Source organism: Parabacteroides sp. AF48-14 (genome assembly GCF_003477465.1).
GTDB classification, from domain to species: domain Bacteria; phylum Bacteroidota; class Bacteroidia; order Bacteroidales; family Tannerellaceae; genus Parabacteroides; species Parabacteroides acidifaciens.
Map to the genome: position 1 here is coordinate 88,166 of NZ_QUDI01000019.1, position 7,797 is coordinate 95,962.

Annotated in this window: 6 protein-coding genes and 2 pseudogenes; 4 read left to right on the forward strand and 4 right to left on the reverse strand. The window is 42.9% G+C overall.

Translation table 11 applies throughout. The features are described from left to right. Positions 1–7 precede the first annotated feature (7 nt). The 4 genes from DW083_RS22775 to DW083_RS10680 form a co-directional block, all read right to left on the reverse strand. Positions 8–1,951, reverse strand: a complete 1,944-nt coding sequence (locus DW083_RS22775; RefSeq protein ID WP_233552155.1) for an ATP-binding protein — start codon at positions 1,949–1,951, stop codon at positions 8–10. A gap of 98 nt (positions 1,952–2,049) precedes the next feature. Next, entirely contained in the window at positions 2,050–3,096 is a 1,047-nt protein-coding gene (locus tag DW083_RS22780) for a hypothetical protein (RefSeq protein WP_233552156.1), read from the reverse strand. Positions 3,097–3,255: 159 nt separating this feature from the next. Then, entirely contained in the window at positions 3,256–4,419 is a 1,164-nt protein-coding gene (locus tag DW083_RS10675; RefSeq protein ID WP_122332369.1) for an acyltransferase, read from the reverse strand. A gap of 19 nt (positions 4,420–4,438) precedes the next feature. Then, positions 4,439–5,236, reverse strand: coding sequence for a patatin-like phospholipase family protein (locus DW083_RS10680; RefSeq protein ID WP_122332360.1), 798 nt, complete (start codon positions 5,234–5,236; stop codon positions 4,439–4,441). A gap of 166 nt (positions 5,237–5,402) precedes the next feature. On the opposite strand from DW083_RS10680, the gene DW083_RS10685 reads away from it, so the two are divergent. The 4 genes and pseudogenes from DW083_RS10685 to DW083_RS10700 all read left to right on the forward strand — a co-directional run bounded on the left by DW083_RS10685 (position 5,403) and on the right by DW083_RS10700 (position 7,567). Then, positions 5,403–5,948 (forward strand): hypothetical protein, encoded by a 546-nt coding sequence (locus tag DW083_RS10685; RefSeq protein WP_122332361.1) that lies wholly within the window; start codon positions 5,403–5,405, stop codon positions 5,946–5,948. A 43-nt stretch (positions 5,949–5,991) separates the two neighbouring features. Further along, a pseudogene (locus tag DW083_RS10690) lies at positions 5,992–6,211 on the forward strand (ORF6N domain-containing protein); the annotation flags it as partial. 154 nt (positions 6,212–6,365) lie between these two features. Continuing rightward, positions 6,366–6,587 (forward strand): annotated as a pseudogene (locus tag DW083_RS10695) (hypothetical protein); the annotation flags it as partial. Between the two features lie 143 nt (positions 6,588–6,730). Next, a complete protein-coding gene (locus DW083_RS10700) occupies positions 6,731–7,567 on the forward strand; it encodes a hypothetical protein (protein WP_122332362.1) in 837 nt (278 codons plus the stop codon). Positions 7,568–7,797 lie beyond the last annotated feature (230 nt).

Sequence of the window (7,797 nt, forward strand, 5' to 3'; positions counted from 1 at the left end):
GTCCTCTCTAAACAAAAAACAGCCGTTTGCTCAACAAATCTCCCATCTGCCGTTTCAATGCCGGTGCATTAAGCGGCTTTGAGGTGTAAGCATCGAAGCCACAGTTCATAATCCGTTGCTCGTCCGAAGCGAAAGCATAGGCTGTCACGGCAATGATAGGTACATCTGCCGATATCTTACGAATTTCGGCTGTTGCCTCATAGCCATTCATTTCCGGCATATTGATGTCCATCAGGATAATATGGGGTCCGAATTCTTTAAACAGTTCGACCGCTTCCTTCCCGTTCCATGCATGAAGCAAAGTATATTCATGTTTCAGGATCGACTCGAATAATTTGAAGTTACCGACATTATCCTCGGCAATCAAAACAGTTAGCCTGTCTTTCTCAACCCTTTTCTTCTCGAATTGGTGGTGGTGCTTTTCCGGCTTGTTGGCAGGAGAGCAAGGGAAGGTAAACCAGAATGTCGTTCCTTTTCCTTCTTTCGATTCCACCCCGAGTTCGCCTCCCAGATGGTTGATAATCATCTGGCAGATAGAGAGACCAAGGCCTGTCCCCTGGGCAAAAGCGTTCAATTTGACAAAACGCTCGAATATCTTTGCCTGCATATCTTCTGCAATCCCACAACCGGTATCCGTCACATAGAATCGCAATAAATTATCACGTTCCCGGGTATAGCCAAAGCGGATACTGCCTTCCGTCGTAAACTTAATCGCATTGGTCGTCAGATTGGTCAAAACCTGCATCAAACGATTCTTTGGAACAGAGACATAACATTCTTCGGTCCGTTGCTCAAACTGCACTTTCACATCTTTCGCCGCACGAGGCTGCATCATCCGTTCAAATTCATACAACAGATTGTTGATATCGACATCCGAATAGACAAACTCCAATGTTCCGGCTTCAATCTTCGAAAGGTCCAGAATATCGCTTATCAACTGGAGAAGAAGCGCATTATTATTCTCAATAATACTTATATATTCTTCTTTTTCATCCTGTTCGTCCGTTGTCGCCAGGACATTGGAAAAACCGACAATTGCATTTAGCGGAGTACGGATTTCATGGCTCATATTAGCCAGGAATGCCGATTTCAGGCGGTTAGATTCTTCCGCTTTGTTCTTTGCATCGATCAATTCCCGCTCTATGGCTTTACGATCGGTTATAATCAGGGAAGAACCGATCAGAGAAAGAGGGTGTCCCTCTTCATCCCTCTTATCTATGGTCGCACGCGCTTCCACCCAATCGAAGCCATGCACGCCTTTTTCGGGGTTGTAAACACGGTACTCTTCTCTTACCTTATCGATAGTCCCGGCTATCAGTGACTGATAAGCCTCTCTCACTTTCTTCCGGTCGCTCTTGAATATTTTAGAGAAATAATCAGCCTCCGGTACGCTCAATTGATTTTCATCAAACAAGTCGGAAGCGCTTAAATTGGCTTCCCGGCTTACATCGCAAAGGATTGTTTTTTTCTCCAAATCCCATTTCCAGGGAATAACGTTTGCGACGTCCAGGGACATCGACAATTTCTTATTGACAGTGCGCAACAATTGCTGTGCCTTGAAAAGCTCGCTTGTATCGACCATGAAAAGATCCACACAATCCTGTTCGCTGGCTGAAATAATCATCACGCTGAAATAACGGTCTGCCGACTCGATATAATACTGCGTACTCACTTTCTTATTCTGCCCCAGGACCAGATTGCACACATTCAGATACTGCCCGAACTGCTGGTTTGGTAACTCAGAACCTTTCTTTCCGACAAAAAGCGCATTCGTTCCCAATCGCATTTCAAACTCCGGATTTATATCCTTTATTATATAGTCGACAGGAGTTCCGTCAGGACCAAATATCACACGCTGCTTCATATAGCAAATCGGCATATTCTTAACCAGACGGCTATAGCTGCTCATCAGTTTCAGTTCCTTTTCCTGAAATTCCCGTTTTGCGCTCAAACTTAGAATCCTAAAAATAAGAATCAGCAACAGAAAGATTAATACAGTCCCACCTGCGTAAACGTATGTACCGTATTGCTCCCAAAACGTAGGAGGCTTCATATAAAAAACCGTATCGGCCGGGCAAGCTCCAATGGGATATCCAATCTCTCCAAAACCGGGTAATTCAATACCGGATAAGGACCGTCCGGCATGATGACCGCATCATATATTTTACCTTTTAGCAGTTCGTCTATTGTCTTGAACAAAAGGGATGATATCTTGGCTGCCGGATAATAGCAACCGCCAATCATGCCATTTTCCACAATATCCATATCGTTCAATGTAAATATCGGAAGATTGGTGCAGGAACTCAACATCCGGTAAGTATCGGAACTCAACATTGTATTTCTTCCCCGCGTCTTCATCAATGTCCATGAATAATAGAGAATCCCGGTATTGGGGCCCGAGCTCTGCAGGACGTCGATCAACTCATCTGTCTGCATTTCTCCGGCAGTCAGTGTTTCCAGCTTTATTTCCGGAAATGCCTGCATCACGTTCTCTAATGTACTTTGGTTCTGGGCGCTGATATATCGTTTATCTACAAGAAACAACAGACGGTTCATCTCCGGAATACACCGTTTCATTAAAGAAATCGTTTCATTAATATATTCCGGAACATATACGACAGTCAGGTTCTTACGGCTTTTGACAATATCTCCAAGTTGTATCCTCTCATCAACCGGACAAGCCTGTTTCGACAGGTAATAACCGCTCGGACAGATATAATCTTTTTCGACACAGACTAAAAGCGGTATTTCATCTCCCCAACGCCGCGCCAGTTCATCCCGCAGCAGGACATACGAGCTGTTCCCTAAAAGGACAACCATTACAGGAGGTTTCTCCCTGTATTTTCCAGATAGTTCATCGATAAAGGCATTTACATCCTCCTCTGTTTTCATCAGCATCACATCCATATGCTCGGTATAAGCATTGATACTATCATTATCCGTAATCATACGCTCATAGATAGGGGTTGTAAAAACCCGGCTCCAGGGAGTAGATTCCGTATAAGAATTTATGATGAGAACATAATCCGGCTGCTTTGTCGCGGGAGAAGCAAAGGCTGATGTTAACGATGCCAATACCATTAAGCAGGTTAACAAAAAACTACTTTTATAACGATCTAACAAATTCATGTCATCATTTTCACCTAAGATCAATCATATAAAACCTATGAAAATCAAAGTAAATAATGGCCGCAAAGGTATTGATTTATTCCCAACAACAAAACTTTAGAACATAAAATATTAAGAATTGACTTATTACCCGACAATATAACGGGCTTTTTTGCCCATCAACCGGTTAATCGCATACACAATCAGCCATGAAACGCTGAACGCGACAACTGCCGCCGCCGGTATCTGCAAAGCGACCGGCACATCCAAAGCACGCATCAGCACAACGCCCGGACCGGTGAAGAAGTAATGTATCATATAGATGCCGAACCCGCAAACTGTCAGGTTTGCCAACAAACTTTTCATCTTTTCGGAGCGCACTTTCACCTTCTTCGCCAGCAGGAAAAGCGGCAGGGTCATCATCACGACATTCAGGGAACAATACGTGAAGAACAGTTCCAGCAGCTCTTCGCTGTATTCCGGCAAGGCCGTAACATACCGGAAGCCGAAGAAGGTCACGGCATAGCCAACCAGGAACATCGGAATTCCGAATGCTAAAATCCGGCCCAACTCCCAATCACGATTACGCAGATAATGTCCCAACAGCAGATACCCGTTGAAGCCGGCAAAATAATACAACATATTGAAGGAGTTCCAGGAACAACCGCCCCAGATATAAGGCGAAACAAACTGATAGTAGTAAGGCAGTAACGTCGTCACCCCCCAGGCAATCAGGAACCACAGCTTGGCCCGTTCAGAAGCTTTCTCCACCCAGGCAGAGAAGATAGGCATATAAAGATAGAGGCCGATCAGCAAATAGATATACCACATATGCACATCCACGATTGAGAAATTCTCCGGAATCTCAGCAATGTATTTCAAGGAAACAGCCAACGACTGCCGGGTGACCTCCTCGCCCGAATAAGGGAAAAAGTTCAGGATCACATCCGGAGACAAGCCGAGCAATCCCGTTATCCAGGGAAAAAGATTATAAAGAACCGACCAGATCAGGAAGGGCCAGAAGACACGGCTGATTCTTTTCTTGTAGAAAACCGACGTATCGCCACGAACCGGCAACAGCAAAGCCCCCGTAATCATCACAAACAGGGGCACGCAAGGGCGGAGAAAAGCCCCATAGGCGGCTCCCCAGAATTTAATCTGTTCGATATTGGCAGGCGGCTCGCCCGGATAGAAGTTAAACGGGTCCGCGCAATGGCAACAAACCACGGTAAACATAGCGACAAAACGTACGACATCGAGCCAAACGATATGTCCTGATTGGCGAATAGCCGGATTCTGATTCTGCATCATCATGATATTAGATCTTTATTTAGTGTTTCGATTCTTCTGTTTCTTGTAAAGCTCTTCTGGTAGCTTCCGCACCTTCCTCTATCATCCCCGCCGCTTTATTGAATTGCAACAGGCTGTATTTCCTGCCCGGCACACGTATGACGATATCCGGTCGGCAAGCGGACACGGAGCACTGGATCAGCCGCTGCACAAGGGTGGTCATGGATTCGATCAAAAGAGAATACTTATTGTTTTTAAGCTGCCTGGGATTGCCGGACACACGTTCTTCGGGAGCTCCTGCAATGACAGCCACCAACAAATCGCCTTCCGTACGTTTCACCCGCGACAAAGGCAAAGGGTTACTGATTCCGCCGTCTACCAGGAGCATGCCCTCTTTTTCAACAGGCTTAAAGACAAAAGGCAACGAAATGGATGCCCGGACAGCTTCGTAGAGGCTGCCTTGTTCAAAGACAACTTCCCCGTCAGTCAGGAGATTTGTCGCAACAGCCGTATAAGGGAGCGGTAACTCTTCGATATTCAAATCCGGCATAATCCCTTCCAGCTCTTTCAATATCTTATCCCCCTTCAGAAAGCCTTTCTTAGAGAAACTAATATCCAACAGCTTCCATATCCGGCGCAAATCGAGCCCGCACAAAGCTTCCTTGCACTTCTGCAAATTGCCCGTGGCATAAGCCGCCCCGACCAAAGCCCCCATCGAGCACCCGGCTATCGACGATATTTCATATCCTTGTCTTTCCAATTCTTCAATCACACCGATATGGGCTATTCCGCGTGCCCCGCCGGTCGAAAGAACTAAAGCTACTTTTTGTCTATCCATAATTCTTGAGAAAATCAATCTTAATAGACTGTTTCAGCGCATAAAAGTAATATTTTCAGGACACACATCCCATTAAAAGTATTCTTTTTACGATCCAACACTCAATAATAATTTATTTATGTTACCTTTGTAAATCATCGAATCATCAAAATAAATCTAATCAGATATGAAAGCAAAATATTTATACGGAATGTTGCTGCTGTTTTTATCAGTAACCTGTTTCACCGCTTGCAGTGACGATGAAGACGAATATTTAATATGGGATTTTTACCCGATTATCCTTCAGATAGCCGTACAAGATGCTCAGGGTAATGACCTGTTGAATCCTGAAACACCCGGATCTATCGCCAACTCCGGCATAAAAGCCATATATAAAGGCGTTACCTATGAAAAAGATTCTGTCATAAATCCTACGAAAGCTTATATGGCCCACTTTGGTGGTTTGCAAACGGTAAAAGCTGAAAACGGACAGTATATCCTAACATTCGGGGAGTTTAATGGCGATGATACTTTTGACCATGAAGAAGTAGTAATCGACTGGAATGACGGAACTAAGGATGTGATCAACTTTTCAAGCAAGCTGACCTGGAAGTCGAAAGAAGAACCTGTTTTCAACCGGGAATTTCTTTTAAACGGGAAAAAGATCGACACACAATACGGTGTATTCTCTATTATAAAAGAACCGGTTATTTTACCTTTTAATCGAAAATAGTACTTTTGTACAAAGTACCAAAATATGAACTTTGAATCAAATTATGGAATTACAGGTTATTCAGAATAAAATATATGAAGTCAGAGGTCAAAAGGTGATGCTCGACTTTGATTTGGCTGAACTTTATGGAAGTGAAACCAAACGACTAAAAGAAGCAGTAAGAAGAAACCTCAAACGTTTCCCCAGCGATTTCATGTTCGAATTAACGAAGGAAGAATTTGAAAGTTTGAGGTCGCAAATTGCGTCCTCAAACAAAAGAGAGAGAAACAAAAGCAAATCAATCAGCAAAGAGAACGTAAACCTATTGGATTTATCCAATATAATAACGACTAAGATGTACTCAGTGCCATTCAGGATACATTGCAAGCGCAAGCTGCACATTCTGTCAATCTTGCATTAACTTCCCGTAATTGGTTAATGGGAAGTTATATTGTCGAGTTTGAATAAAACGGGGAAGACCGTGCTGCATACGGTAAACAACTATTGAAGAAGTTGGAAAAACGGTTAAATATCAAAGGGCTGAACGGACGTCGGTTCCGAGAATTCAGACGCTTGTACCTTGTTTATCCGCAGCTAAAAGAACCTGTTGCGCAATATATTACATCGCAAATTCAAATTCGGCACACGGCGTCCGCCGAATTGATAGCTGCAAAAGAATAAAAGAAGAATAGAAATCTGTTTCTCTTTTCGCCAGCACATATATTTTGCTGTCAATAAAATTTGATTGGATTATTCTTTATCTGTATTTTTGAAAAGAGTTACACTATCAAAAAGGAGGGCTTATGCGCATTAAAAATTATTTCATCGCTATCTTGTCCCTGTGCGTCTTTTTACAAGCCAAGGCAACAGGGCTATCGGGGGATATTATCTCATTCGATGGAGAGAGTTGGGTTTTAATGGCTAAACCGATAAATATGGATTCCGCTTTGTATAAGCATTTGATGGCTTTTATTCCTGATAATCATATTGTCTCAACAGGTAATTGGGAAGGATATACAGCCTTTTGGGAAATACAGGACGATTATCTTTGTCTGCAACACATAGAAGTATATGTATATGATAAGACAGGCCAGGAAGATTCCACATTGATATACAATACGGAAGCATTACAAATACCCTTTACCTCTTATTATGAGAATGGAAAAATCCAAGCACGTTGGCTAAGCGGTGAATTTCGAGCCGGAAAAGGTGATTTAGTAAGATATGTACACTCGGGATTCGACCGTAACATGGCAACAGAGCGAATACTACACATTACCAATGGAAAAGTAGTGGAAACGGCTACTTTCCATAACTATAAAAAGCCCGGTCTGAATATGAAAGATGTACAAGATGAAATTATTCGCAGGTTTCCATGGGAGCGTTTCCCTGAATATAAAGGTCAGCAAATAATTTTTGCAATAAAAAATATTCAAATGACCGATGACGGACATTTGAAAGATTGCGAAATATATTCCATTTCCCTACGTCCTATGCGAAAAACAATAGAGGATGGCAATCATCCTTTGGTAATAGCTCTCAAAGAGACATTAAAATCTATTCACCCATGGGAAATCCTGTTTATCAACGGAAAGTACACACTAAAATATACAAATTTTTCGATGGGTATAAAACAATGATCGGCAAATATAACGGCCTCGTAGGGGCGGTTCGCGAACCGCCCAAATAGCGACGTTGTCTTAGGGCTGTAAGCCCGGCAGATCTCACCGATAAATCATTATTTATGGTTCACTTAGTATAGGATCACCCCGAAAAATTGTGGAGCTATGCATATATATTTTTGAGTCTAAATAAAAAGTATGATATATTGTTCACCCCTCTAAGCTGTGCTCTAAAAGCTTTAATTTTA

Excerpts from the sequence above, each read along its gene's own strand:
- DW083_RS10675 (WP_122332369.1), bottom strand. The coding sequence starts at position 4,419 with ATGATGCAGAATCAGAATCCGGCTATTCGCCAATCAGGACATATCGTT.
- DW083_RS10680 (WP_122332360.1), bottom strand. The coding sequence starts at position 5,236 with ATGGATAGACAAAAAGTAGCTTTAGTTCTTTCGACCGGCGGGGCACGC.
- DW083_RS10685 (WP_122332361.1), top strand. The coding sequence starts at position 5,403 with ATGAAAGCAAAATATTTATACGGAATGTTGCTGCTGTTTTTATCAGTA.
- DW083_RS10700 (WP_122332362.1), top strand. The coding sequence starts at position 6,731 with ATGCGCATTAAAAATTATTTCATCGCTATCTTGTCCCTGTGCGTCTTT.